This is a genomic window from Ensifer sp. LC384 (assembly GCF_001695865.1).
GTDB lineage: Bacteria > Pseudomonadota > Alphaproteobacteria > Rhizobiales > Rhizobiaceae > Ensifer.
The window spans coordinates 47,222-70,826 of the sequence record NZ_MBST01000002.1 but is presented as its reverse complement, the minus strand read 5'-3'; the positions used below and the strand labels follow the sequence as shown (position 1 = coordinate 70,826).

Annotated in this window: 22 protein-coding genes; 13 read left to right on the top strand and 9 right to left on the bottom strand. The window is 62.5% G+C overall.

What is annotated here, in order from left to right; all coding sequences use genetic code 11:
* Positions 1–75: 75 nt before the first annotated feature.
* On the bottom strand, positions 76–939 hold the full coding sequence (locus BC363_RS03580) for an alpha/beta hydrolase (protein WP_065786147.1): 864 nt from the start codon (positions 937–939) through the stop codon (positions 76–78).
* A 231-nt stretch (positions 940–1,170) separates the two neighbouring features.
* Positions 1,171–2,022 carry a type 1 glutamine amidotransferase domain-containing protein gene (locus BC363_RS03575; protein ID WP_065786148.1) on the bottom strand — a complete coding sequence of 284 codons (852 nt, stop codon included), beginning with the start codon at positions 2,020–2,022 and terminating at the stop codon, positions 1,171–1,173.
* A gap of 118 nt (positions 2,023–2,140) precedes the next feature.
* Here BC363_RS03575 and BC363_RS03570 point away from each other — a divergent pair, with 118 nt between their 5' ends.
* Together BC363_RS03570 and BC363_RS03565 are read left to right on the top strand one after the other, a co-directional pair.
* Positions 2,141–3,046, top strand: coding sequence for a LysR family transcriptional regulator (locus BC363_RS03570; protein WP_065786149.1), 906 nt, complete (start codon positions 2,141–2,143; stop codon positions 3,044–3,046).
* 152 nt (positions 3,047–3,198) lie between these two features.
* Entirely contained in the window at positions 3,199–3,876 is a 678-nt protein-coding gene (locus BC363_RS03565; RefSeq protein WP_065786150.1) for a hypothetical protein, read from the top strand.
* A gap of 127 nt (positions 3,877–4,003) precedes the next feature.
* Here BC363_RS03565 and BC363_RS03560 read toward each other — a convergent pair whose 3' ends face one another.
* Together BC363_RS03560 and BC363_RS03555 are read right to left on the bottom strand one after the other, a co-directional pair.
* Positions 4,004–6,073 carry a prolyl oligopeptidase family serine peptidase gene (locus BC363_RS03560; protein ID WP_065786151.1) on the bottom strand — a complete coding sequence of 690 codons (2,070 nt, stop codon included), beginning with the start codon at positions 6,071–6,073 and terminating at the stop codon, positions 4,004–4,006.
* Between the two features lie 153 nt (positions 6,074–6,226).
* On the bottom strand, positions 6,227–7,174 hold the full coding sequence (locus tag BC363_RS03555) for a LysR family transcriptional regulator (RefSeq protein WP_065786233.1): 948 nt from the start codon (positions 7,172–7,174) through the stop codon (positions 6,227–6,229).
* Between the two features lie 159 nt (positions 7,175–7,333).
* On the opposite strand from BC363_RS03555, the gene BC363_RS03550 reads away from it, so the two are divergent.
* Positions 7,334–8,773, top strand: a complete 1,440-nt coding sequence (locus BC363_RS03550) for an MFS transporter (protein ID WP_244519795.1) — start codon at positions 7,334–7,336, stop codon at positions 8,771–8,773.
* A gap of 21 nt (positions 8,774–8,794) precedes the next feature.
* Here the strand turns inward: BC363_RS03550 and BC363_RS33220 are convergent, their stop codons facing one another.
* Together BC363_RS33220 and BC363_RS33215 are read right to left on the bottom strand one after the other, a co-directional pair.
* Complete coding sequence (locus tag BC363_RS33220; protein WP_083223692.1) at positions 8,795–9,577, bottom strand: hypothetical protein; 783 nt, start codon at positions 9,575–9,577, stop codon at positions 8,795–8,797.
* A 27-nt stretch (positions 9,578–9,604) separates the two neighbouring features.
* Positions 9,605–10,447, bottom strand: coding sequence for a hypothetical protein (locus BC363_RS33215; protein ID WP_141690211.1), 843 nt, complete (start codon positions 10,445–10,447; stop codon positions 9,605–9,607).
* 570 nt (positions 10,448–11,017) lie between these two features.
* On the opposite strand from BC363_RS33215, the gene BC363_RS03540 reads away from it, so the two are divergent.
* Positions 11,018–11,461, top strand: a complete 444-nt coding sequence (locus BC363_RS03540; protein ID WP_065786153.1) for a hypothetical protein — start codon at positions 11,018–11,020, stop codon at positions 11,459–11,461.
* Between the two features lie 122 nt (positions 11,462–11,583).
* On the opposite strand, the gene BC363_RS03535 is transcribed toward BC363_RS03540, so the two are convergent.
* Complete coding sequence (locus BC363_RS03535; RefSeq protein WP_065786154.1) at positions 11,584–11,829, bottom strand: hypothetical protein; 246 nt, start codon at positions 11,827–11,829, stop codon at positions 11,584–11,586.
* A gap of 275 nt (positions 11,830–12,104) precedes the next feature.
* Here BC363_RS03535 and BC363_RS03530 point away from each other — a divergent pair, with 275 nt between their 5' ends.
* Together BC363_RS03530 and BC363_RS03525 are read left to right on the top strand one after the other, a co-directional pair.
* Positions 12,105–12,359, top strand: a complete 255-nt coding sequence (locus BC363_RS03530; protein WP_065786155.1) for a DUF1127 domain-containing protein — start codon at positions 12,105–12,107, stop codon at positions 12,357–12,359.
* A 7-nt stretch (positions 12,360–12,366) separates the two neighbouring features.
* Positions 12,367–13,197: a helix-turn-helix domain-containing protein gene (locus BC363_RS03525; RefSeq protein WP_065786156.1), complete on the top strand. Its 831-nt coding sequence runs from the start codon at positions 12,367–12,369 to the stop codon at positions 13,195–13,197.
* On the opposite strand, the gene BC363_RS03520 is transcribed toward BC363_RS03525, so the two are convergent.
* The gene (locus tag BC363_RS03520; protein ID WP_065786157.1) at positions 13,194–13,382 is read right to left on the bottom strand and encodes a hypothetical protein; all 189 of its coding nucleotides are present in this window, start codon (positions 13,380–13,382) and stop codon (positions 13,194–13,196) included. The two genes, BC363_RS03525 and BC363_RS03520, sit on opposite strands and share 4 nt — an antisense overlap.
* A gap of 516 nt (positions 13,383–13,898) precedes the next feature.
* On the opposite strand from BC363_RS03520, the gene BC363_RS03515 reads away from it, so the two are divergent.
* The 7 genes from BC363_RS03515 to BC363_RS35310 all read left to right on the top strand — a co-directional run bounded on the left by BC363_RS03515 (position 13,899) and on the right by BC363_RS35310 (position 22,472).
* Complete coding sequence (locus tag BC363_RS03515) at positions 13,899–15,593, top strand: IucA/IucC family protein (RefSeq protein ID WP_244519793.1); 1,695 nt, start codon at positions 13,899–13,901, stop codon at positions 15,591–15,593.
* Positions 15,577–17,313 carry an IucA/IucC family protein gene (locus BC363_RS03510; RefSeq protein WP_065786159.1) on the top strand — a complete coding sequence of 579 codons (1,737 nt, stop codon included), beginning with the start codon at positions 15,577–15,579 and terminating at the stop codon, positions 17,311–17,313. The genes BC363_RS03515 and BC363_RS03510 overlap by 17 nt, the downstream gene beginning before the upstream one ends.
* Complete coding sequence (locus BC363_RS03505; protein ID WP_065786160.1) at positions 17,310–18,590, top strand: AMP-binding protein; 1,281 nt, start codon at positions 17,310–17,312, stop codon at positions 18,588–18,590. The genes BC363_RS03510 and BC363_RS03505 overlap by 4 nt, the downstream gene beginning before the upstream one ends.
* Positions 18,587–19,912, top strand: a complete 1,326-nt coding sequence (locus BC363_RS03500; RefSeq protein WP_065786161.1) for a DUF6005 family protein — start codon at positions 18,587–18,589, stop codon at positions 19,910–19,912. Before BC363_RS03505 ends, BC363_RS03500 begins: the two co-directional genes overlap by 4 nt.
* Positions 19,909–20,754: a sugar phosphate isomerase/epimerase family protein gene (locus BC363_RS03495; RefSeq protein WP_065786162.1), complete on the top strand. Its 846-nt coding sequence runs from the start codon at positions 19,909–19,911 to the stop codon at positions 20,752–20,754. The genes BC363_RS03500 and BC363_RS03495 overlap by 4 nt, the downstream gene beginning before the upstream one ends.
* Before the next feature lie 379 nt (positions 20,755–21,133).
* A complete protein-coding gene (locus tag BC363_RS03490; RefSeq protein ID WP_083223694.1) occupies positions 21,134–22,192 on the top strand; it encodes a PQQ-binding-like beta-propeller repeat protein in 1,059 nt (352 codons plus the stop codon).
* A 118-nt stretch (positions 22,193–22,310) separates the two neighbouring features.
* Positions 22,311–22,472 carry a hypothetical protein gene (locus BC363_RS35310; RefSeq protein ID WP_167590844.1) on the top strand — a complete coding sequence of 54 codons (162 nt, stop codon included), beginning with the start codon at positions 22,311–22,313 and terminating at the stop codon, positions 22,470–22,472.
* Between the two features lie 132 nt (positions 22,473–22,604).
* Here BC363_RS35310 and BC363_RS03480 read toward each other — a convergent pair whose 3' ends face one another.
* Positions 22,605–23,255 carry a DUF480 domain-containing protein gene (locus tag BC363_RS03480; protein ID WP_065786165.1) on the bottom strand — a complete coding sequence of 217 codons (651 nt, stop codon included), beginning with the start codon at positions 23,253–23,255 and terminating at the stop codon, positions 22,605–22,607.
* Between the last annotated feature and the right edge of the window lie 350 nt (positions 23,256–23,605).

Genomic DNA, 23,605 nt, shown 5'->3' with positions numbered 1-23,605 from the left:
AGAGCGCCGTTGCAACGACGCCTGCATGGATCGAACGGCGCACCTCTCCCGATCGGGCAAGGTGCGCCGCAGTTTCTATTGGAACATGCCCTTCGGCGTCTCGCCCTTGAAGAAGGGCACGACCAAGGCTTCGAGCAGATCCGGCTGGTTGACGACGGCCGTATGCGATGTTGCCGGCAGGATGGCGAGGCGCGAGGCCGGCAACGGCTTGCCCATGTCGCCCATGCCGCCGCCGCCGAGCAGCCGGAACATCGCCACCGAATGTTCCAGTGTCGCGACATCGGCATCGCCGGCGATGATCAGCACCGGGGTCTTCAATGCCTTCACGTCCTTTTCCCAGGCCATCGGTTCCTTCTCGAGCGCAATCAGCTTGGCGACAAGCGCCGGGAAGCCGTCCGGATTGGCGGCAAGCTTGCGGTAGTCCTCGGCAAACGGCATGCCGACGAACATCTCCACCGTCATCTGCGGGATGAATGCCTTGAACTCCGGTTGCCAGCCTTCTGCATCGTAGCCGACCGAGGCCGCCGCCAGCTTGTTGACCTTGTCCGGATGGCGGATGGCGAGCTGCAGCCCGGCGGCCGCCCCCATGGAGTAGCCGAACACATCAGCCTTCTTGACGCCGACGGCATCCATGAACGCCGCCACGTCGTCAGCGAGGTTCGGGTAGGTAATCGGCCGATCGATGTCGGTCGTGCGTCCATGCCCCTGGAACTCGATCGCATAGACCTTGTTGGTCTCGGCGAGCTTGGGAATGATCGCGCCCATGGACGGAATGTTCATGTAGGCGCCGTGCAGGACGATCAGCGGCTCGCCCTCGCCGGACACTTCGTAGTACATCTTCATGCCATTGACCTCGACCCGCTCGCCAACCGGCTGGCTGTCGGCAAAAGCCGGCCCGGCAATGAGCAGGGCTGCGGCGATAAGGGCAGTGCGGAACATATCTCTTTCCTCGCGGTTTCATGCGTTTTTGCCAACGCTGACAATAAGACGAGCGAACTCCTCGCGAGCCGACATCGCCCTGCAATTATCTTGATCGCGATCGCACGGGAATGCCAAACGGCCCTTAAGCGGGAGCGGATTGGGTTAAGGAAGCATAGTTCGACGGCATGGAAAAGACCTCGCCGTCCCTGGGGCAGCGAGGCCAACTTGCGGTCGTGAAGCTGATCGGCGCTACTTCAGCCGCTCGACGAGCATTTCGCCGAGCTGCAAGGCAGAGGCAGGATTCTGCCCGGTGATCAACTCCCGGTCGACCACCACATTAGCCTGCCAGGGCGCCGCATTGCTCTCATATTTTCCACCCGCCGCCTCGAGCGCCGTCTGCGGATAGAACTTCATCGCGCCGCCATCGAGCAGGCCCTTGGCGAGTTCCTCCTCCTGGTTGCTGATGACGGTCATGCGGTAGCCCGAGTAAATCCATTTCGGACGATCGGGGTGCTGCGAGGCTTCGAGCTGGTCGGTGAACGTCTTTGCCTCCGCCAGTGTCGAAAGCAGTGCGATCGGGCCGTGGCAAACCAGAGCGGTGACCTTGCCGTTGCCGTGGAAGTGGGCGAGCAACTGCCCAAGCTGCCTGTCGTGCAGCAGATCCTGCATCGGCGCATGGCCGCCAGGGATGTAAACGGCATTGAAGGCCGCATAGCCGATCTGCGCAACCCGGGCGAGGCCGATCACCGGCGACTTTTCCGGCGAGGTGATGGCGAGTTCGTCGAGCAGATCCTGGTAGACTTTCATCTGATCGGCACTGCCGCCGAAATAGGCCGGGTCCACGGATGTCCTGTCGACCGTCGGCACTTGCCCTCCAGGCGTAGCGAAGGTGATCTCGTGGCCGGCCTCGAGCAGGAGCTTCACCGGCTGCATCAACTCATTGAGATAGAAACCGGTCTCGAACACCTTGCCGTCCCTGAGGTCGAGATGATCGGAACCGGAAAGCACGACTAGCACCTTGGCGGCATTCGCATCGGCGGCGGCAAGGGTGAGCGCTAGCGCGGCGGCAAGGCCGCGCAGCCATTTCGTCAAGTTGGCCATGATTTTCACTTTCAAAGATTGCAGAAGCGTCAGTTCGCTGGTCTCGCAGGACTTTATTACCCCCCTCAGAGGCGATAAACGCTCTCAACTTCAATTCATTTGTTCTCAGGAGACAAGGATGGCTCGTCGTTTCGATTATCTTGCCGATGTCGAAGTATTCGTGGCGGTGGCCGAGCACGGATCGTTGACGGCCGGCGCCATCGCCCTTGGAACGACACCCTCCGTCGTCAGCCGCGCCATATCGAGGCTCGAAGCGCGGCTCGGCAGCCAGCTCCTGCGCCGCACCACAAGGCGGATCGGGCTGACCCACGACGGACAGCATTTTCTGGATCAGGCACGCTCCGCCTTCTCGACCATCGACGACGCCGAGCGCGCGATCCAAGGCGGTAGCGGCCAGGTCGCCGGCCGCGTCCGCCTCAGCGTACCGACGACATACGGGCACTTCCGGCTGCCGCCTCAACTCTGCCGGTTCCGAGCCCTTCATCCCAAGGTCGAAGTCGAGCTCAATATCACCAACCGCAACGTCGATCTGGTTGCCGAAGGCTTCGATCTCGCCATCCGCATGGGTTCGTTGCCGGACAGCGGCCTTATTGCCCGCAAGATCGAGGACGGGGCGATGTGCCTTGTCGCCGCGCCCGACTATATCGCCCGTCGCGGGACCCCACAGAGCATCGCCGATCTCGATCGTCACGACTGCGTGCCCTTCGTCATGCCGAGCACCGGCAGGTTCGCGCCCTGGATGTTCCGCGACAATGGTCAGGATCTCGACTGGGTACCCACTTCCGGCGGGCTGCGGGTGAGCGACGACGTTCTCGGCGTCATGTCGATGGCCGAGCACGGTGCGGGCATCTGCCAGACCTACGATTTTGTCGTCGAGCGTGCTGTCCAGCAGGGGAGGCTGGTCGAACTCCTGCCCCAGATGAACGGGCGAACGAGGTCGATCTCGATTGTCTATGCCCCCAACCGCCGGCTTTCCGCCGCGTCCCGCGCGCTGATCGACGTCTTGAGTGAACGGCGGGGTTGATCGGGAGAATGTTCGGCCGCGTGGCGCGGCCCGACGCAATCTATCCGACTGCATCCCCTAAACACACGCAAAGTCACAAAACTGTCACAAACAAAAGGCCGGATCGCCCGCGTTCAGTTCCGATTTGCCAGAACATGCGAGGACGAGACGCCATGAATGCCAAGGCACAGACGCATTCGCCGCCGGTCCGAGCCGGAAGGTGGCATCGATCGGAGGCCAGCTCGATCATCGCCGTCATGCTCGTTTCCGTCGGCATTCTCGCGTCGCTCGTGGTTGCCGACAGGGTCTTCGGCATTGACTACTATGATCTCGTTCGCGACCCGAACGCCATCGCGCACAACCCTGGCTACTTTGGCCTGGTCTCCAATATCGGGATAATCCTGTGGATCTTCGGCGCGACTGCAGCACTTCAGGCTTTTGCGGCGACAGGCGCCGAAGGAGCCACGCCTCTGCGGCGGACACTGCTTGCCGGCGGCCTCTTTGCGGCCCTGATGGGTATCGACGATTTCCTCATGCTGCATGAGGCGGTCGCGACCACGGGCATCCCGGAGGAAATCGTCCTCGTGCCGCACATGCTGGTGCTTTGTACCCTGTGCTACTACGCCTATGCCGTTCGGGCAGCAACGCCGCGATTGCTGCTCGTCGGCTCGGTCCTGTCGATGGGACTGTCCTTCGCCGCCGACATGGCCCCGATCCATGTCGGCGGGGCGACCTTTGTCGAAGAGGCCTTCAAGCTCGTCGGCATTCTGTTCCTGACCGCCTATCTCGTCGCCATCAGCCACAAGGCGCTGCGACAAGGCAGGGCGTCGCGACGCCCGGCCATCGGATAGGTGCCAGCATGGGCTACAGCGCCGCGCGTCTATTTAGACACGCAAAGGTCGCTGTAACACTTTGAGTTGCTGCATAATTTTGCCCATGAATCGATCCCGATTTAAGGGATTATGCAGTAAGCTGCGTTCATTTCGTCCCGCCGCTCAACGCCTGCTCCAGAAAGACATATTTCATCGCCGTCTGGGCTGCCTGTATCCGGCGGTCGCCGCGCCCGCCATGGCCGCCTTCCGTTTCCTCGAAGAACAGCGCATTCGAATGGCCGGCGGCCTGCAGCCGTGCGGCCATCTTGCGCGCATGGCCGGGATGGACCCGGTCGTCGGCGGTCGACGTCGTCAACAGTACCGGCGGATAACCGGCGTCATCAGCGACGTGTTGGTAGGGCGAATAGGCCGCCAGCCAGCCCGCTTCCTCGGGCTTCGACGGATCGCCATATTCCGCCATCCAGGACGCGCCCGGCGGCAATTCGGTATAACGAAGCATGTCAAGCAACGGCACTTCGATGATCACCGCGCCGAAAAGCTCGGGCCGCTGGGTCAGGGAGACACCGGTGAGCAGGCCGCCGTTCGACCCACCTTGAATGCCGAGCATGGCAGGCGTCGATATCCCGCGCCGCACCAGGTCTTCGGCAACGGCGGCAAAGTCATCGAACGCGTTCTGCCGCTTGTCCCTGAGCGCCGCCTGGTGCCATCGCGGGCCGAACTCGCCGCCACCGCGGATGTTGGCCTGGACATAGGCGTAGCCCTTTTCGAGCCAGAGCTTGCCGCGCACGCCGGCATAGGCAGGCAGAAGCGGCACTTCGAAGCCGCCATAACCATAGAGCAATGCCGGCACCGGCTCTTGCTGGTCGCGACGCCTCACGACAAAATAGGGAATGAGGGTGCCATCCCTCGAGCGTGCCTCGAACTGTTCCGATATCAGTTCAGCCGCATCGAACCGCGCGGGCTGCGCCTTGACCGTCGCCAGCGTCTCGCCGTCATCGTCAGACCAGATGATCGAACTCGGCGTCAGGAAATCGGTGAAGGAGAACGAGACGCTGGAGCCGAACTGATTGATGTGGCTGATGCCGACATTACCGTTTTCGGGCAGGGCCACCGGAGTGAGCGACCATCCGCGTTCGCCACGCTCTGCAAAGACCACACGGCCACGGACATTGTCCATAAGGCTGATGAACAGACGGTCGCGCGTGTTGGTGACCTGCGCGATCGAAACGCGCTCTGCGGGCGGCAGCACCGTTTCGATGGAGCCGATGTCACCCGTTTCGAGCCAGCGCTTGAAATCGAAGGCGTAGAGCCCGTCCGGCAGGCATGTCACGCCACCCGGCGCGGACCAGGCGCCGCGCACGCCGAAGACGATCTGGCCGTTCTGAATGGCAATGTCGACGACATCGTCCGGCAGCGGCAGCCGCCGGTTTTCGCCTGAAGCCAGCCTTACGAAATGATGGCCGGAATAAAAATCGATCGTTCTCGTCAGCAGCAGATATTGCACGTCGCCGTCGAACTCGAGCGAACCGCTGGCGGCCAGATCCTCGACCTGCGCTTCGAAGATCGGTGTCGCCTCGCTCAGGCTCGTGCCCCGCCGCCACAGCTTCACGACGCGAGGATAGCCGGACTGCGTCCGTTCTTCCTCCTCGAAGGCAGCGGCAACGATGACCGTATCGATGTCGAGCCAGCTGAAGTTCGATTTCGAAACGGGCGCCCGAAATCCGTCTTCGACAAAGGCCCCGGTTTCGATGTCGAACTCGCGCATCTCGCTGGCGTCGCCGCCATCGGGCGACAGGCTCATGAGGCAGCGGTCGAACTCCGGATAAAGACGGCGCGCGCCACTGAACACCCATTTGACGCCTTCCTCATGCGAAAGCGCGTCGAAGTCGATGATCGTCTGCCAGTCCGGCTTGTCGCTCTTGTAGGAGGCAACAGTGGTGCGACGCCAGAGGCCGAGCGCGTTGGTCTTGTCCTGCCAGAAGTTGTAGACATGACCGCGCAGTTCATACCCGACCGCAATGTTGTCCTCCGCAGTCATCAGCTCCAGCGCCGTTTCGAACAGCGACCGATAGGAAGGATTACCCCGCAGCCTCTCCTTCGTCAGCGCGTTCTGGCGATGCACCCAGTCGAGCGCGGGCTGGGACGTCCTGTCCTCCAGCCAGAGGAACGGATCTTCGGCAATCGTCGAAAGATTTGGCGAAACGGACTTGGTCATGAAATCTCCAGCGGCAATATCATCGTGGGCATCGGGAGGTATAGCAGCGGTATATGTTGTCTCGTCACCTGGCTTTGCAATGCCAAAGGTCGATTAACGGCGTGCTCAGGTTGGGCCGGCACGGCTTGCCGATAGGTCGCCCGAAAACCTCCGTCACCCCAACGGCGTCGCGTCGGCCTCGGGCAGCTCGTCCGTTCGCCGATCGGCGAGCTGCGCCAGGCAGACGTCCCGAACGCAGGCGCGCAGCCAGCGATGCGCCGGATCGGCATCGAGCCGCGGGTGCCAGAGCATCGAAACCGTAACCGCAGGCACCGAGACCGGCAGAGGGAAACTGTGCATGCCGGCGCGCAGGTTTCCGGTATGCCGCTCGGGCACGCTGGCGATCAAGTCCGATCCGCGGGCGAGCGCCAGCGCCGCCGAGAAGCCCCCGACCGTGGTGACGATCTGCCGCTCCAGGCCGAGCTTCTCCAGGGCCTCGTCGATTGGTCCCCTGTCGACACCCCGCCGGGAGACGAGCACATGCCGGCCGCGGAGATAGCCAGCTGGAGTCACCGGGCCCTGGCTCAAGGGGTGCTCCTTGCGCACGACGCCGATGAAGCGATCCCGGAACAATGCCTGCGTGCGCACTTCGGGGCCGGTTGCCAGCCCGATCACGCCAGTTTCCAGATCGACGCTGCCGTCGCGCAGCGCGCTGCTCTCCTTGTTCGGCTTTGGCAGGAAACGCAGACGAACACCCGGAGCTTCAGCACCGATGCGACGAAGGAGGTCGGGACCGAAATTCTCCACAAACCCCTCGCTCGTCCGCAGCGTGAAGGTGCGGGTGAGCCGGCTGAGGTCAAGCATCTCAGCCGGGCGCAGGACCGCCTCGGCATCGTCGACGAGTTGGCCGACGCGCTCGCGCAGGTCCAGCGCCCGCGGCGTCGGAACAAGACCGCGCCCTGCCCGCACCAGAAGCGGGTCACCCGTCACCTCCCTGAGCCGCGCCAGTGCCCGGCTCATGGCCGAAGGGCTGAGCCGCAGCCGTTCGGCGGCTCGCGCGACGCTGCCTTCCGCAAGCAGGACATCAAGGGTGACCAGCAGATTGAGATCGGGTTTCGACATCTGCTTGGTATAGCGCAGTTTTATCGGGATGAGGCGTGCCATGCATGAATAAAGTGCAAAGCATGCGCGTTCCGCCATGCCAGTCAAGGAGCTAGGCTTCTGACGGCTCCATTTCGGAGTTGCCAGCAGACGGAGTTCGTTTTGAAGCGAGACATTGCAGTGCCCACGGAGCCGACCGTTGAAGGTAACGAGCGGACGCGTTCCGTCCGACTGGGGCTCGCCAGCCTGTCGCTCTCCATACTGTTATCGGCGCTCGGCACCAGCATCGCCAATGTCGGCCTGCCGACCCTGGCCCACGCCTTCGAGGCGTCATTCCAGGACGTGCAATGGGTGGTGCTGGCCTATCTACTCGCCATCACCGCGCTGATCGTCGGCGTCGGCCGGCTCGGCGACATCGTCGGGCGGCGACGGCTGCTTCTTGGTGGGATCGCAGTCTTCACGCTGGCCTCGGGCCTCAGCGGCCTTGCCCCGGCGTTCTGGCTGCTGATCGTCGCCCGCGCGGTACAGGGCCTGGGCGCGGCGATCATGATGGCGTTGACCATCGCTCTCGTCGCCGAGACGGTGCCGAAGGCACGGACCGGCAGCGCCATGGGGCTGCTGGCAACGATGTCCGCCATCGGCACGGCGCTTGGACCGCCTCTCGGCGGCGCGCTGATTGCCGGCTTCGGCTGGCCCGCACTCTTCCTCGTCAACGTGCCGCTCGGTATCCTGACATACGTTCTCGCGCATCGTCATTTGCCTGCCGACCGTCAGGGAACCGCGCGAGCCCCTGCCCGTTTCGACGTCCCCGGGACCATCGTGCTGGCATTGACGCTGGCGGCCTACGCGCTCGCCATGACCATCGGCCGCGGCCATTTCGGCCCGCTCAACATCGTTCTGCTACTGGCGACGGCCCTGGGAGGCGGGCTGTTTGTGCTCGTCGAAACAAAGGCCGCATCTCCCTTGGTGCGCCTGGCCATGATTCGCGAGCCGGCCTTGAGCGCGAGCCTGATCACCAATGGGCTGGTCTGCACGGTGATGATGACGACTCTGGTTGTCGGCCCTTTTTATCTCGCGCGCACCCTGGGGCTCGATGCGGCCATCATCGGGCTGGTCATGTCGGTCGGCCCGATGGTGGCAGCAATGAGCGGCATACCGGCTGGCCGCTTCGTCGACCGGTTCGGCGCACGGCCGGTGATGATGGTCGGACTTGCGGCAACAGCAGTCGGCGCCGCCGCGCTCTCCATGTTGCCGGCAACACTCGCCATTCCCGGCTACCTCGCGCCGATCGCCGTTGTCACCGCCGGCTATGCCCTCTTCCAGGCGGCCAACAACACCGCCGTCATGGCGGGCATCGCCGCCGATCGCCGCGGTGTCGTTTCCGGCATGCTCAACCTGTCGCGCAACTTGGGGCTCGTCACCGGCGCGTCCGTCATGGGCGCCGTCTTCGCCTTGGCATCGGCCGCGTCCGACATCGCCACGGCCCCGCCCGAGGCCATTGCCTCCGGCATGCGCGTCACGTTTGCAGTGGCGGCGGGTCTCATTCTTCTGGCAATCGTCGTTGCTCTTGCGGGCCGGGCACGCACGGCGTCCTCCGCGTTGCCTGACGATGGACGATAACCTTGGCGCAGTGGAAGCTGGCTATTCCAGATCCATCGTGGTGAAGACCCGGCAATTGTTGGGCGCGGGCGTGCCCCGGCAAATCTGCGCATCGACCAGTTGGTCGACCGCGAGCGTGCTCGTCACCAGAAGCGCCTTGAACAATTGCCAATGACCGAGATTACCGTCTTCGTTGCGTGGGCCCTCGACCAGGACCTGATGTCGCACGCCCATCTCGCCGAAATATGCTGCCAGCTTTTTGGTGCCGGCCTCGCTTGCAGCTACGATCGGAATATCCTCGACGGCCGTTCCTTCGCCGGCGAGCCGTCGAACGCCGGCCGCCAGAACCAGGGTGCATGCATGCACGCATCGTCCTTGCGAAACCGCCTCGCCGATATAGTCAGCCCCTCGGTTATCGTTTGCCATACAGCTTTCCTGGTCCCGCTGGCATCCTTCAAAAATGGTCGTGCCGACGGCCACGCTCAGCCCATTCCTGCGGATGAGGCGGCCGACCGCCATTGCAGCGGCCATGTCACCGCCAGACGATGCGAGGATCAATGGCAGCTTGCGGTCACCGAGCGTCCTTAACGTCGCCTTCAGCAAAGTCGGCGTTCTGGGACCGATCATCCCCTCGGCGGAAATCCATTCCGTACATGTCGGCTCGCAACCGGCCTGGTTCGAGCGCACGACAACGAACCGCATCTGCTGTTCTTCCGCCATTGCCGGCTGCTGGATCAAAATGCTTGAAGCAGCCAGACAAATCAGCAGCGCCGCCCGTCGCAGGCGGGGCGAAGTCTTGTCGGCGAAGGCATTCCATCCAGGCATCCCTATCTCCAGCCAAAGTCCGCGGGTCTAGCGCTCCAGGTCCGACATCACGAAGACGCGGCAATTGGCGGCTGCCGGCACCGCCCTGCAAGCCTCGACCGAGGTCAGCAGTTCGACCCCACCCAGCCTGGTCGTCAGCTTCATCTCCAACATCGCGACGGGCTCGATCTTGCGAATGTCGGCGGCGGGCGTGATTTTCATCAGATCGATCACGGCACGGCCGACACCCATTTCCGCCAGGTAGCCTGCCAGCTTGCGCTCGGTCGCCCTGTTCATCTCATAGGTCTTGTAGCCGCCGACATTCCTGCGACTGACGACCTTCTTGCTGGTCATCTTCTTCTTGCCGTTCACGACACGGTATTTCGTGCGATATTGCGTCTCCGTCTGAATGTAGGTCGTGGTGATCTGGTGCACGCCCAGAAACGCCCACTCGCCGACCACGCGCCGGGTGCCGCCGGCAAGCAGCAACGGACAGGCCGAGTTGCAATAGGCTTCGCCGGAATAGGCGATGCCGATGTGGCGGGCGCCTTTGCGGTCGTTGTCGCTGCAATCCTGCTGCTCGGGCTGACAACCGATGAAGCGGGTCCTGCCGACCGCAACTTCAAGCTTTCGCGCTCTGATCATGCGCCCGATCGCAAGCGCAGCATCGACGTCTCCGCCTGGCGACGTCACCACGATCGGCAGGCGTCGGTTGCCGATGGACTTGAGCAGCTTCTTGAAACGCGCCGGACTTTCGTCGACGATCGTGCCCTCTGCCGATATCCACTCGGGACAGGTCGGCTCGCAGCCCGGCTGGCCGCTGCGAACGACGAAGAACCGCATGTCGCCACCGTCCGTCTGCGATGCCCGAACCGTCGCGGCCGATAACATCGACCCAACCAACAAACAGACAAAGACCACTGAACGCCAGAACACTTCGCGTGGAAATGCCGTGCCGAGCAATTGAGCGCACCTCCTCCCGCCTGTATCTGCGCCGGAGCTTTAGAGCGGAGCGATCTCCCGACCCTGTCTTGCGCCCCCGTGCTGCGCCGGACTGAACAAATTTCTATGCTGCAATATGAGTGTCGAAACAAATGGCTCTTGCGCCGCGATCGTTGAGATCGTGCGCAGAAGACGAAATGAGAATGCCGGTTGCACCAGTCAAGAATGAAATCAAAGATAGCACGACTGATAAATATCAGGCAATACTCATATAACTGAAATCGCTCGGCATGCGCGATGCGATCAACCGACATGGTCGTCGGCTCGGCCAACACCCAGCTTCCCGAAGATTCTGGCTTCTTGGAAGGCAAGGCTGCCAGGAGGCGCCACGTCAACAGGGCTCAAGTCACTGCAGCGGAATGATAATCGATCGTCCGGCATCGATCAGGCGCTCGGGGGGACTAGATACGTCGCCAACGCTTTGACAACATAGGCGCTCAAGGCAGAGTTGGCGATTCGATGACGATATTCTTCAAGGCAGCGATTTCCGAGGACGTGGCATTCGGGATGATCGAGCGGTGTTTTTCCGATCCGGACGACTATGACGGTTATCTCGATATCTTTGGCGATCACACCGAGCAGACCGTTTCGTGGAGCAAGGGCAGGTCGGCAGACGAGTTCAAGGATCAGATCACCGAAGCACTGCGTTCGGCCTGGGAGACAGCGCGTTTCTGGCAGGTTTACGAACGGCGCGAAGACAAGGACGACGCCGGCACCAACGAAATTCGAAGAGCCGCAATCGACCTGACGCGCGCCTATGGCGGCGTGATCGTGATCACGCTGAGCCTGCTCGGCCGGCGCAGCAGCGCAAACGATCTCGAACTGGTGTTCCTTTGCTTCCAGGAGGACGCCCAACGCCGGAATTTTCGCGTGCGTTACGACGGAAAGTTCATCGCCGCCTGAAGGCGGATCCCTGACGAGGCGATGGGGAAGGCCTGCCCGGCGCAAGCACATGGATCATGTCTGCGGCTACGGGCTAGCCCCGTGCGCGCGAAGCGCAGGTCGGTTCAAGACAATGACAGGCCCTAGTGAAGCTTTCGCGAAAGTATCAGCGAAGACGTGATCTCCTCGAGCATGTGAATGTCCTCGCTGAGCGCCGTGCGATGCCTGTGCGACAGGCTGACGAGACAGTCCGCCACTTCGTCCGACGTCCAGCCCGCGGCCTCGGCGCGGTCGACCAGTTCCAGGAAGGCACCTTCAACCGCGCATTCGCAATCAGGCTCCCGATCCGGATGTCCGTGACTGACCAGCGGTACGGCTATTTTGGTCATGAGCGATCCTCCCAGTGTCAGAATAGTGCCGCGTCAATAACCTGCAAAGCGACTAAAGTCGTACTTTTGCGGCGACTTTGGTACTCGGCGAGGCCCGTTCTCCGCCCCCGCCCCCTCAAACAACGTCCCCTGCCTTAAGCCAGGCCAAGAAGGCGGCGTTGTTTGCGTTCATGATCGCCGGCGATCCCTCACCGATCGCTAAATAATCTGACAGCGGCAGCCGCGGCGATGCGTCATCCTGCCATCATCGAAAGCGAATGACGGGAGATGATCCGATGCCGGACACAGCTTCATCCCATGGCAACCTGATCTATGTCTCCGCACGGCTGATCGCCCCGCGGGAGAGATTTGCGGCTTCGGCCGCGCTCGAAACACGCGGTTTTCCCTGGCGGCTGTTTGCGCGGCTTTCCCGCTGGATGGACACGCGGCGCGGGCGTCTGGATCTGCTTGCGCTTTCGGATCATCAACTGAAGGATATTGGCCTGTCGCGCGGGGCCGCCTATAACGATTTCTACAAACGCGACGAATAGGACCGCGATGTCCCAATTTTCGTGCCAGACGCTTCTCGACACCGCCACCGCCTCGCTTCGGGATGTGGTCTGCGACGGCGCGTGCCGTGGCAAAAGCGGCGAGGAATGCAGCCACTGCACAAGCCTCGTCTATCCCTATCGCGGCGTCTTCATGCGGCATGTGGGCAAGGCCGACACCGTGGCTGAATCCAATCAGGTGATCTTCTTCAATCGTGGCGAAGACTATCGCGTCAGCCACCCGATCGAAGGCGGCGACGCCTGCCTTGACGTGCAGGTGGACGAAGCCATCCTCTGCGAACTTGCGCCGAAGGAGCAACTGCGCTCCGGCGCGCTCGTTTCGTTCAAAAGACCGCGCCGGCGCATCGATCCAAGGGCGCAGGCGCTTGTCGCCCTGTTGCGCTACAGCCTTCACCGCAGGATTGCCGAAACGCTGGAGGCAGAGACCCTGGCGCTGACATTGATCAGGCGCTCGCTCGGCGAGAGGACGTCGCACAGCGTGGCTACGACCTATGGCCGCGAAAAACTCGTCGATCGGGCGAAGCTGGTTCTTTCGACCGATCTTGCCCGCCGCTGGACCTTGGCCGAGGTGGCGGCGGAGGTCGGCGTGTCGCCGGTCTACCTCACCCAGGTTTTCCAGCAGGTCGAAGCCATGCCGCTCTATCGCTACCAGTTGCGGCTGCGGCTTGCGCGAGCGCTGGACCTGCTCGGCTCCTACCATGACCTGACGGCACTCGGCCTCGACCTTGGCTTTTCCAGCCACAGCCATTTCAGCGCGTCCTTCAAACAGGCCTACGGCCGCACGCCTGCCGAATTCCAGCGCGCCCTCCATCTTCGCTAGCCTTTCACAAGCGCCCGGCCGAAGGCGTTATCGCTGCGTGCCTCGGCGGCGCCGCGCGCGCGATCCGGCCCCGTTCCATCTGGGCGGCTCATGCGGCCTGAATTTAACTGGACAAAAATAATCATAAAAAATCCGGGATCGGTGAAAAAAAATCCGGAGCCGGTCGTCTTTGTTTGAAAGCGCATGCTGAAGCATCGCGCCGAAAGCCGAGACGGGTGGAAGATGAACTCACCGGAATGCCGTAGCGGACGTCCGCCGTTGGCAGGGGAACGTGGCCACACAGGCTCGTTTCCCTCTGGAATGGTGGCAGCCCGCGCATTTGCGTTCATAGCCGCGCAAGTTGTGGCAAAGACACACATCACTTCCATCCGTATCCACCGCTTAAACGGACATCGTCAATCGCGCCCGTCTGGACCGCCCCCGTTTGTTGCCTGGCCGCCAGCCGGGCGCATCCCGCGCCAATCCCATCCGCCTCCACTGGCGGCTGACAGACCGTGCGTGACAGATGTCGCGCCGACCTAAGCCCGTTCACTAGGAAAATTCGATGCGTTGCGCCTCCCACGCGACGCGATTGCGCGACTTTGCATGTCGCGTGCCGAGGATCGACAGACATGAAATCGTCTAGGCAAATCGCAGAAACTGCGACATTTCAGAGCTTCGCCAACTGCTATCTCAGGGAGGTCAATCCCGGGGTACCAGTGATGCACCGAACTGCTGGCGGATCCTGCGACAGCATCGAATGGTCGCTTGCCAGCCAGCAAATGATGCTGCGCGTGGAGGTCACCTCATCGTCCGTTTGCGGGCCGCTTCACTTCGGCAGGGCCTGGGCGCGCCATGTCTCCGATCCGTCCTGGCGTCCGATCGAGCTGATGTCCGTGCTTCATATGTTGGTCCAGGCCGCCTATCGCCAGGACGATGCGGGGCAGCCAGATGCGTTGCGTAGCTTCGAACTTGAGCTTCTGATCCGGGTGCTCGAAAGCTATCAGCAGACCGCCCTCTACATTGACAAGGCGCCGCCGGATCCGGAGGACGCCGGCGAATTTCTCGAGGCCGAACAGTCGCTTGTCTTCGGGCACTGGCTGCACCCGACGCCCAAGAGCCGGCAGGGCATGACCTATTGGCAGCAGGAGAGCTATGCGCCCGAACTGCGCGGCCGGTTCAAGCTGCATTATTTCGCAGCGAAGGCGGAGCACGTCAGGCACGCTTCCGCCCGCTCGGCACAGGCGCCGGACATCGTCCGCTCGCTGTCGGGGCTCGATGCGGAAGACTTGGGCCTCGCCGGTGACGAGTGCCTGCTGCCGATGCACCCGCTGCAGGCGGAAGCCCTGCTCCTCGACCCCGGCATCCAGGCGATGCAACGGGCGGGCATCCTGCGTCACCTGGGCCCGGCCGGTTCACTCTTCAGCGCAACATCGTCAGTCCGCACGGTCTATGGCGCTGCGGAAGACTGGATGCTCAAGTTTTCGCTGCCGGTGCGCATCACCAATTCCGTCCGTCTGAACCGAAAGCAGGAACTGGAGGCCGGCGTCGCGATGGCCAAGCTGATCGACCGGATCGGCTTGGCCAAGCGCTCGGCAAACTTCCGGATCATCCAGGACCCGGCCTATATCACGCTCGATCGGCCGGGCCACAGCGAGAGCGGCTTTGAAGTCATCCTGCGCGAAAACCCCTTCGCCCATGGCAAGGGACAAGGCGTCATCACCGTAGCGGCCCTGACCGCCGACCCACGTCCGCAAACGCCGTCGCGGCTCGAAAAGCGCCTGCGCACACTCGCCACCAGGGATCGAGAGCCTCTCGCCGACGTCGGCATCGCCTGGTTCCAACGCTACCTCGCCTGCGCCGTCGAACCGCTGATCCGGCTCTACGACGACTACGGCGTCGCACTCGAAGCGCATCAGCAAAACAGCCTGCTCGATATCAGCGCCGGCTACCCCTCGGTGAGCTACTACCGCGACAACCAGGGTTTCTACCTCTCCGAACGTTATCGCAGCCTGCTGGTGAGCCACGTCCCGGAAACCGAGACGATCCCGTCGCTCTATTTTCCCGAAAGCGAGATCCGCGACCGCTTCGCCTACTACCTCATCGTCAACCAGGTCTTCTCGGTCATCAGCCGCATGGGGCATGACGGGTTGTGCGACGAAGGCACGCTTCTGCGGGTGCTGAGGAACCACCTGGAGCAATGCGCGCTCGGGATGACCGCCGCTGGACGGGATTTTGCCCGTCACGTCCTGGACCTGCCGACGATCGCGTCGAAGGCCAACCTGACCACCCGGCTGTTCAATGTCGACGAACTGCAATCCGACCACGCGCCGATCCTTTATCGCCCCGTGCCAAACCCTTTGCGCGCACCGGCAGCCCTGACTGTCTCGAGGACAAGCCATGCCATTGCCTCTTGATCTCCAGGGACGCCCCGACGACCGGGTGCTTCGCCAGCTTGTCGCCGCTCTTCTGTTCGAAGGCATCATCGAGGCGCATCAGAGCGACGGCGATGGCGCGACGCATTTTCACTGGACGCTCGGCGGCCGCGATTTTCGGTGCGACGCCGTGGTCGGAGCATTCGGACGAATTCGCCCATTGCCGGGATCGGTGCAGATGCGGACGAGCGACGACTGCTGGAGCGAGGCGTCGGTCTCGCTTGTGGTTTCAGCGCTGCCCGGCAGCGGCATCACCCGCGGCAAGCTCTTGAACGAGATGAAGCAGACGATTGCTTTTTCCGAGTGGAACGACCGCCATCTTATCGCCCGTCCCCGGCGGGAGATGTCCTTTGCCGAACTCGAAGGCGCCATTGACGAGGGGCACCCCTACCACCCCTGCTACAAGGCCCGCACCGGCTTCTCTCATGCCGACCATGCTTTCTTCGGTCCGGAAGCCGGTCAGTCGTTCCAGCTCGTCTGGCTGCTCGTCGCGCGCCAGCACCTGCGCCAGGCGTTGCCCGACAGCGAAGAGACGTTCTGGCAGGCCGAACTTGGCGAGGAAACCTGGGCGCACCTTCAAGGCATGCGGCAGCAGCTCGGTCTCTCCGCCGATGATTTCGGACTCGTACCCCTGCATCCGTGGCAATGGCGCAATCTCAGCGAGACGCTCCTTGCCGGCTGGATCTCGGCCGGGCAAGCCCATTGCCTCGGCCCTGTGGGCGATCGCTACACGGCGACCCAGTCGGTGCGTTCCCTCATCAACCAGGACCGGCCGCTCGCGGCAAGCGTCAAGCTGCCGCTCAACATCGTCAACACGTCCTCTCGGCGCATCCTGGAGCCACATTCGGTCTCAACCGCTCCGGTCATCTCCCACTGGATCGGCGAGATCGTCGCTTCGGACCCGCTGTTCCGCGAACAGTATCCGCTGACGATTCTGCAGGAATATGCCGGGATCATCGCCGATGCGGACGAGCCGCTGGCCGGGCAGGTCGGGGCGATCTGGCGCCAGAGCGCGCAGGCGACGCTCGAAGCCGGAGAAGCCGTCGTTCCCTTCACGGCGCTCATGATGATGGAGACGGACGGGCGGCCCTTTGCCGACGACTGGATCAGGCGCTTCGGCCTTATGCCATGGATCAACCGGCTGCTCGAGGTCGCCGTGCTGCCCGCCTGGCATCTGCTCGTCCATCACGGCATCGCCGTCGAGGCACATGGCCAGAACATGCTGCTCGTGCACCGTTACGGATGGCCGGTACGGCTGATCCTGCGGGACTTCCACGAGAGCATCGAATTTTCGCCGGGCTTCCTGCGCGAACCGGAAAAGGCACCCGATTTCCTATCCCTGCATCCGCTCTATCGGGATGCCGAGCCGGACCAGTTCTACTGGACGGACAATCTGGATTCGTTGCGCGAACTGGTGATGGACACCCTGTTCGTCTACAATCTGAGCGAGATCAGCCACCTTCTCGACCATTGCTACGATCTGCGCGAGCCGCTGTTCTGGCAGCGGGTCGAGCGCCTGCTGTCGTCCTATCCGCACAGCCGCGCAATGGCGGCTCGGCAGGCACAATTGGGCCACGACCGGCCCGAAATTCTCACCGAATCCCTGATGACGAGGAAGCTCTTCGCGCGCAAGCCGGAGTACCACCACGTGGTGCCCAATGCCTTGGCCGCGGACCGGCTTCAACGAAGGAGAAAGCCATGATCCGTATCGACAACAGGCTCTATGATCGCGCCTATTTCGACGAAACATCCGCACACCTGGCCGGGCAGATCGGCCTGAAAGACCGCGACGACGGACGCTACGCGGTCTACTTTGCCGAAACCGTCGATTGGCTGGCGCTGTTCTTTGCCATCCGCAGGGCCGGCGCCAGTGTATTGCCGATCCACCCGGGCACGCCCTATTCGGCCGCGCGAAAGCTTGCGGTCGGGGCCGGCTGCGACCGGCTGTTTTACAACAGCCTCACGGCCGAGGTGCTGGAACGGCCGTCGAACGCCTCGCCGGCCGGAACGCTTCTCCAGATGAGCTCGGGCACGACAGGCGCACCGAAATGCGTGGCGCGAAGCTGGGTGGATATCGACGCCGAGATCGAAAGCTATATCGGCACCTTCCGCGAGCCGGAAGACATGACCCCGGTCATCGCCTGCCCGACGACCCACTCCTATGGCCTGATCTGCGGCATCCTCGTGGCGCTCAGGCGTGGCCAGACGCCGGTGGTCGTCAGCACGGCCAATCCGAAATATCTCATGAAGGTTCTGCGCGAGGTCGGGCGGCCGCTGCTCTATTCGTCGCCGGCGATCCTGCACACGCTTGCCCGGCTCCTGCCGGAAGGCAAACAGATCCATGCGACGATGACGTCGGGTACGCTGCTGCCGGATCCCTGGTTCGTCCAGATCAGGGCCAAGAGCCGGCACATGTTCCAGCAATATGGCTGCTCCGAAGCCGGATGCATCGCCATCAATCCGGATGTCACTGCCGCCGGACACATGGGGCTCGTGCTGCCGCATCTTCTCCCGCAAACCGGAAGCAGTGTCGAGGATACGGGCGAGATCGTCGTGACGAAGGACGATGGCATCGCCATCCACACCCGCGATCTCGGCTATCGCCGCGATGACGGGATGTTGGTGTTCGTGTCGCGCATGGACGACATGATCAATGTCTCCGGTCTCAACGTCTATCCCAGGGATGTCGAGGATGCGGTGATAGCGATGGCGGGCGTGAGCGACGCCGTTGCCTTCCGCATGGGCGACCGCTTTGCCGGAGAGCGTGTCGCGCTGCTGTTCAGCGCCAGCGAAACCATCGCGCCGCAGGCGATCCGCGCATGGTGCAGCCTGAACCTCGCCAGCCACCAGCTGCCGATGGACATCCGCCAGGTCGATACCATCCCGCGCCAAGCCAACGGCAAGATCAGCCGCCGCGAGGTTGCCGCCCGGCACGCCGCCGGCGAGTTTGCCAAACCGATCGCCGGAGCAGCGTCATGACGAACGACGAAACCCTGCAGGCGATCCACAAGGTCCTCAGCGAACATATGATGCACCCGCATCTCGACGGCTTCGGTCCGCAAGCTCGCCTCAACGAGGACCTCTATCTGGATTCCGTGCTGATCCTGCAGATCTTTCTCAATCTCGAGCTGGAATATGGGCTGAGCGTTCCCGAAGAAGCGATCGCCCGGCAGGATGTCCAGACCGTCGCCGACCTCGCCGCGCTCTATGAACCGAAAGTGGCCGCGTCGATCGTCCCGTCGTTTCCGCTGACCGGCGGCACGACCGACGAAGGCGTTCATGGCGAAGCCTATTACGACATCAAGGTCCATTGCTTCGTCAGCTGCGTCTGCGACGGGCTGAAACGCCAGGGCCTGGATCACCGGCCGTTCTATTTCGGCGTCTGGGATGCGAAATTTGCCCTCAGCGATCGTTTCCAGCTTCTCTACCACGCACCCGAGATCAGCCAGGAATTCTTCCGCGGCTGGTTTCAGCGGCTATACGGCGTCACCGTGCGCGAATGGTACGACCCGGATTTGAGCAAGAACGAAAATCTCGCCGTGCTGCTCGATCTCGTCAGCCGGCGCGTAGATACCGGTTCCGTCATGGTCATGCTCGACATGTTCCATCTGCCGGAGCGCGAAAACAAGTTCAACCAGAACCCCTTCCCGCATTACCTCATGCTGCGGGAGACCGCCGATCCCGACACATGGTTCGTGCACGATCCGGATTATCGGTGGGAGGGTGAGATCGCGCGGGACAAAGTGATCCATGCGGTCATGCAGCCGACCGTTGGGGGCGGTTATGTCTTCGACAACGCCGAAGCCCGGCCGCCTGCCGCCGAAGACCTCAAGGCCTATTTCGAGGCTTGCTTCATCAGGAACAGCAATCCGCTGCCTGATACCGTGCGCACAATCGTCACGGCTCATATCGAGGGAGGCGGCGGCATCGATCTCGCCGATCTGACCAAAGCCGTGCGCGAGCTGCCCGTCATCACCATCCGCAAATACGCCTACGAGCATGGCTTTGCCTTCTTCTGGCGGGCGTTGAAACTGCCGGCGGCCGAGTTCGAAGGCTGGTGCGAAGAGATCGAGGCCCTCGTCCAGGCGCTGAAAACGCTGCACTACGATTGCATGAAGCTGAGCCAGACCGGCGACCGCGCGTTGGCCGCCCCGGTTTTCGAGCGGCTGGCGGAAGCCGACCGGCTCGAGACGAAGCTGAAAGGCAAGCTGGCAGAGATCTTCGATCTCTGGTGCGACCGGAACATAGCCGCTGACATTCCCATGCTGAAGAGGCCCATGCTGAAAAGGGTTGCGCGATGAACATATCGCTGTGCACGATCACGTTCCGACATCATCTGATTTCGCTCGGCGAAATCGCCGCCTGGGCGCAGTCGAACGATTTCCAGGGCATCGAGCTTTGGGGCGCGCATGCGCGCAACCTGGTGCAACAGCCCGACCGCAATGCCGATTGGCTCGACACCTTTGGGCTGAAGGTGCCGATGATCAGCGACTACCTGCCGCTCGATGGCGATCCGGAGACGCTTAGGCACAAGACTGTCGAACTCTGCAGGCTCGCGCGCCGTTGGCGAACCCGCAAGATCCGCACCTTCGCCGGCAATTGCGGTAGTCTCTCCGTCTCCGACGAAGAGCGGCAGCTGATAGTGGAGCGGCTGAAGGAGATATGCGCAATCACCGCCGGCTATGGCATTCAACTGCTGGCGGAGACGCATCCGAAGACGCTGGCGGATACCGCGGCTTCGACGCTGCGTCTCATCGACGAGGTCGACCATCCCGCCTTTGCGATCAACTTCGATACGCTCCACGTCTGGGAGGGCGGCGACGACCCCATCATCGTGCATCGCCAGATGAAGCCGCACGTCCGCCACTACCACCTGAAGAACATTCATGACCGGTCGGACCTCGCGGTTTTCGAGCCGGCAAACGTCTATGCCGCCGCCGGCCGCCGCGACGGCATGACGCCGTTGTTCGAAGGCACGCTCGATTATGTCGGTTTTCTCCTGGAGATCGCGGGCGACGGCCAGTCCGATGCATCGCTGGAATGGTTCGGCAATGATTGCCTCGATATCCTGCGCCGCGATCGCAGGCAGGTTCGCCGCGTGATCGAGGGGCGTGCGCCCGTTCGCAGAACAGTCAACTTTTAGTGATCGCCTTTGGCGGCGTCATCGGCCCGTGCCGGTGCGCCCCATAAAAAAATGGCCCTAGCTGTACATGCCGGGGCCCATTTTTTGTTTTTGTTTTCGTCTTGCAAATGCCTATCGATATAGTGTCGGAGCACCGAAATACTGCCTCGTTCGCGGCTTAGCTCATTTTTGACTTGAAGCGGACGAGCTGTGCTCTACCCCACCACTTTGGCGATCTTGCAACCGAAAATCAATCAACTTTTATGGGTCTATTTTTGGCTCCGCATCGTGCTGGAGCATGGGAGGTCATCGCGGTGTTTGCGAGCCCCCTTCCCCCTCGGCGAATGACTGAATAAGCATCTGCCGCCACGGCGGCCAGCGGCAAGGATCAAGGCGGACGATGAGTTTAACAGCAGTGTGGTCGGTCAGGCTCGCCAACGAGCGCAACGTCAAATCAAGGGGGCCGGTGCTTGCCGGCGGTGCCGTCTACCAACTGTTCCATTATGACAAGCGCGACTTCTTCGAAAGCAGGTTGATGGCGCTGGCATTGGCCACGGGCGAAGAGCTCTGGAATACGACCGTCGATCATGTCGCCAATCGCCCGGCAATCGGCGCGGACGGCACCGTCTTCCTGAGCAGCTTCGATGGAGCCGTGGCAGCCTATGATCCGAACGGCAACCAGATCTGGCGGTGCGACGCAATCGAGAGCAATATCGGTCCGCCCACGCTGGCAGGCAGCGACCACCTCGTTCTGGCGGAAATCCATGGCAGAGCCCGGCGAACCTGGTGCCTCGACGCCCGCACCGGGGCCGTTCTATGGACGTTCGACAACGGCGGGCACAGCTACACGCTGGCGGCAACGCAAGACGTGGTCGTTCACGCGACCGTCGTCAGCGGCGCGAACTTCGGCGAAAGCACCGTTCGCCTGTTTGCCCTTTCGGCATGGGACGGCTCTGTGCGTTGGTCGGTGACCCATACCGAATACATGTTCGTGCCCGTCATTATCGACGACACGGTCGTCGTCGGCGCCCGCGGCGCGGTGTTGGGCTACGATCTGGCGAGCGGCAAGGAGCGCGCGCGCCTCGCCTTGCCCGAGGGAACAGCCGCCATGCATCTGTTGGCACTCCCGGAAAACAGCATGGCCGCTGCCGACGATGCGACGACGCTCAGGTATCTGGAGCTACAGCGCCAAAGGCGTTTCTTTCGCAGCAATACGAAGCTGATGGAGCGCTGGGCAAGCCCCCTTTCCAACCCGGCTGTCGGCGGGCCGGTCGAACTCGGCGCCTCAGTTTCCATTCTGACGGAGAGCGGGCAGTTGGAGATGTTCGATGCGCGACAGGGTCACAGGACCGGCGCACTGGATCTGCGCACCGGCCATCACCAGTCCGGTGGTGCCGCGCGGTCCGGTGAATTCCTCGCTATTGCCCATGGCCGCACCGTGTGCGCCTACCGATACTGAGGTATCGGCTCGCCACCCTCCGTTGTTCACGTCGATCGCTAAAGAATCTGACAGCGACGCCAGCGTGCAGATGGTCTTCTCTGATGGTCGAAACCACGACCAAGAGGAGACGAAGACGATGAGCCAGAAAACCTGTGCGGCCTGCGACTGTGAGCTCGATCAGAACAGCATCAAGGTCAAGTTGGGCGGCAAGACGGTGGAAGTCTGCTGCGAGGAATGCGCCGCCGCCATCGGCGAAGCGGAAGCCGCAAGGACGGCTGCCACTTCAGCCGGAAAGTAAACGGGAGACCGGCCGTCACGGCGACCGGTCTCCGACCATAAGTCGGCGCCCTGAAGGTCGCCGTAACACTTTGAATTTCTGCATAATTTTTCCCTTGAATCGATTCCGATTTAAGGAATTATGCAGTAGCGCTCAGTGCCCCTTGAGCGCGGCAATTTCGGCCTGAAGCGCCGCGACAATCTCTTCCAATGTCTGCACGCGCTGCTCCAGCTCGGACAATCCGGTCCCGACAAAGGAGGACGTGCCCGGTGCGGCGGCAACCGTCTGATCGACCTCGCCACACAGCAGATGCGCAAACCGGTCCTCGCGCTGGCCGGCGCCACGGCTCAGCTGGACGATGAGCGGAGGCCGGCGCCCGATCATCAGATCGAGGTTGTCCTTGAGATCCTCCACCGATTGGAACCGCGCCATGCGCTCGCTGCGCGACCAGAGCTCGTAGGCGGTCTGCGGGCCGCGCAGCAAAAGCAGACCCAGCACGGCGATCTGCGGCGACGTCAGCGAAAAGCGGTTGGCGGCCAGATGTTCATAACGCTCGACACGCGACGCGAAGGCCTGCCGGACCAATCCCTTCTGGGTGAGCGAATTGAGCGCACGGTGCACCTCCATCTGTTCCAACGCCATGACCGGATCGCGCGCCGTCTTTTGGTTGGCGGCTGAGTGGAGGGAGTTGAGCGTCAGCGGATAGACGTCAGGCGTGGTTTCCTTCTTCTCGATCAAGCAGCCAAGAACGCGGGCTTCGATCGCATTGAGTTCGGGGAAATCGGTGTCTGGATTGGTGTTCATAAGGCTCACTCTTCTCGGCAACGCGTCCAACGGCAATCCGGGGTTCCACGACCGGATTGATCTTGCCCAGATCGTCCAACCGTCTTGGGGCGAACGTTCCGAAATCTCCAGCCAGCCGAACCGCGTCCCTCGATAAACCGTTGCGCGACCAAGGCCAAGTTGCTTTGCGCTTGCTGAGGTCGATATGTGGTCTGCTGTGACCGCCGCCAGGCGACAGGCCGAGGCCCATACGTCGCCTCGTTTTATTTCATCGACCACGGTCGGGGGCGCCCGGTCGATCACGATTGCGCCGCAGTTCGCGTCGATACGGTGCCGGTCAATTTCAAGCTGATTCCACCCACTGCCCTCCC

Coding starts and splice junctions, on each gene's coding strand:
- BC363_RS03540 (WP_065786153.1), top strand. CDS start 11,018: ATGACGATATTCTTCAAGGCAGCGATTTCCGAGGACGTGGCATTCGGG.
- BC363_RS03580 (WP_065786147.1), bottom strand. CDS start 939: ATGTTCCGCACTGCCCTTATCGCCGCAGCCCTGCTCATTGCCGGGCCG.
- BC363_RS03495 (WP_065786162.1), top strand. CDS start 19,909: ATGAACATATCGCTGTGCACGATCACGTTCCGACATCATCTGATTTCG.
- BC363_RS03525 (WP_065786156.1), top strand. CDS start 12,367: ATGTCCCAATTTTCGTGCCAGACGCTTCTCGACACCGCCACCGCCTCG.
- BC363_RS03515 (WP_244519793.1), top strand. CDS start 13,899: ATGCACCGAACTGCTGGCGGATCCTGCGACAGCATCGAATGGTCGCTT.
- BC363_RS03505 (WP_065786160.1), top strand. CDS start 17,310: ATGATCCGTATCGACAACAGGCTCTATGATCGCGCCTATTTCGACGAA.
- BC363_RS03575 (WP_065786148.1), bottom strand. CDS start 2,022: ATGGCCAACTTGACGAAATGGCTGCGCGGCCTTGCCGCCGCGCTAGCG.
- BC363_RS03535 (WP_065786154.1), bottom strand. CDS start 11,829: ATGACCAAAATAGCCGTACCGCTGGTCAGTCACGGACATCCGGATCGG.
- BC363_RS03490 (WP_083223694.1), top strand. CDS start 21,134: ATGAGTTTAACAGCAGTGTGGTCGGTCAGGCTCGCCAACGAGCGCAAC.
- BC363_RS03560 (WP_065786151.1), bottom strand. CDS start 6,073: ATGACCAAGTCCGTTTCGCCAAATCTTTCGACGATTGCCGAAGATCCG.
- BC363_RS03555 (WP_065786233.1), bottom strand. CDS start 7,174: ATGTCGAAACCCGATCTCAATCTGCTGGTCACCCTTGATGTCCTGCTT.
- BC363_RS03530 (WP_065786155.1), top strand. CDS start 12,105: ATGCCGGACACAGCTTCATCCCATGGCAACCTGATCTATGTCTCCGCA.
- BC363_RS03500 (WP_065786161.1), top strand. CDS start 18,587: ATGACGAACGACGAAACCCTGCAGGCGATCCACAAGGTCCTCAGCGAA.
- BC363_RS33215 (WP_141690211.1), bottom strand. CDS start 10,447: ATGTTATCGGCCGCGACGGTTCGGGCATCGCAGACGGACGGTGGCGAC.
- BC363_RS03510 (WP_065786159.1), top strand. CDS start 15,577: ATGCCATTGCCTCTTGATCTCCAGGGACGCCCCGACGACCGGGTGCTT.
- BC363_RS33220 (WP_083223692.1), bottom strand. CDS start 9,577: ATGCCTGGATGGAATGCCTTCGCCGACAAGACTTCGCCCCGCCTGCGA.
- BC363_RS35310 (WP_167590844.1), top strand. CDS start 22,311: ATGAGCCAGAAAACCTGTGCGGCCTGCGACTGTGAGCTCGATCAGAAC.
- BC363_RS03565 (WP_065786150.1), top strand. CDS start 3,199: ATGAATGCCAAGGCACAGACGCATTCGCCGCCGGTCCGAGCCGGAAGG.
- BC363_RS03570 (WP_065786149.1), top strand. CDS start 2,141: ATGGCTCGTCGTTTCGATTATCTTGCCGATGTCGAAGTATTCGTGGCG.
- BC363_RS03520 (WP_065786157.1), bottom strand. CDS start 13,382: ATGCGCTTTCAAACAAAGACGACCGGCTCCGGATTTTTTTTCACCGAT.
- BC363_RS03480 (WP_065786165.1), bottom strand. CDS start 23,255: ATGAACACCAATCCAGACACCGATTTCCCCGAACTCAATGCGATCGAA.